At 68.0% G+C, this 1,211-nt stretch carries 2 protein-coding genes; one reads left to right on the forward strand and one right to left on the reverse strand.

What is annotated here, in order from left to right; translation table 11 throughout:
- The coding region (locus ABD844_RS43850; RefSeq protein ID WP_344892718.1) for a hypothetical protein at positions 1-976 on the reverse strand (976 nt) is incomplete at its 3' end.
- 10 nt (positions 977-986) lie between these two features.
- On the opposite strand from ABD844_RS43850, the gene ABD844_RS43855 reads away from it, so the two are divergent.
- Positions 987-1,211 (forward strand): hypothetical protein (locus ABD844_RS43855; protein ID WP_344892721.1); only part of this gene is annotated, 225 nt, incomplete at its 3' end.

The following is a 1,211-nucleotide window of genomic DNA, read 5'->3' on the forward strand; positions in this document are numbered from 1 at the left end:
CGCCCGACCAGATCAACCCCGAACCCTGCCCGGCGGCCGACGGATCGTGCTCGACCTCCGTCTCCAAACGCAACGACCGCGACTCCGGATCAGCTCCATACGCGGAGAACGCCGGCTGCAGCGATGTCAACGTCCACAGCCCTGAAGTCTCCTGACCGGGAGAGGCCGACAAGCCCGACACCACCGGCTTGGAGGTGTCCACCCGGCCCGGCTGCCACTCCGACCACGGGCCCGTCACCCCGCCAGCGGTTGAGGTCCGTACTCGCCAGCGGATCAGCCAGCCGTCCTTCAGCTTGCCCGCCGTCACCACCGGCGACTGCACCCAACATGTGATCAGCGCCGAACACGAACTACTGGACACCGCACCGGCGCCCGACCAGATCAACCCCGAACCCTGCCCGGCGGCCGACGGATCGTGCTCGACCTCCGTCTCCAGCCGTAACGACCGCGACTCAGGATCAGCTCCGTAAGCCGAGAATGTCGGCTGAGTGGACGACAGCGTCCACAGTCCCGCGTTGACCTGGCCGGGGGAGGCTGCCAGCCCTGACACCACCGGCTTGGAGGTGTCCACCCGGCCGGCCTGCCACTCCGACCACGGGCCCGTCACCCCGCCAGCGGTTGAGGTCCGTACTCGCCAGCGGATCAGCCAGCCGTCCTTCAGCTTGCCCGCCGTCACCACCGGCGACTGCACCCAACATGTGATCAGCGCCGAACACGAACCACTGGACACCGCACCGGCGCCCGACCAGATCAACCCCGAACCCTGACCAGCCGCGCCCGGGTCATGCTCGACCTGCGTCTCCAGCCGCAACGACCGCGACTCAGGATCAGCCCCGTAAGCGGAGAAGGACGGCTGCAGCGTCGACAGCGTCCACAGCCCTGAAGTCTCCTGACCGGGAGAGGCCGACAAGCCCGACACCACCGGCTTGGAGGTGTCCACCCGGCCGGCCTGCCACTCCGACCACGGACTCGCCACCCCACCAGTGGTGGACACGCGCACCCGCCAGCGGATCAGCCAGCCGTCCCTCAACTTGCCTTCCGCCACCACCGGCGACTGCAACCAACACGTGATCATCGTTGTGCATGAGCCGCTGGACACCGCACCGGTAGCGGACCAGATCAGCCCGGATCCTTGGCTCGCAGCCGACGGATCATGCTCGACCTGCGTCTCCAAACGCAACGACCGCGACTCCGGATCAGCCCCATACGCG

The sequence above is a fragment of the Nonomuraea antimicrobica genome (assembly GCF_039536965.1).
Taxonomy (GTDB): domain Bacteria; phylum Actinomycetota; class Actinomycetes; order Streptosporangiales; family Streptosporangiaceae; genus Nonomuraea; species Nonomuraea antimicrobica.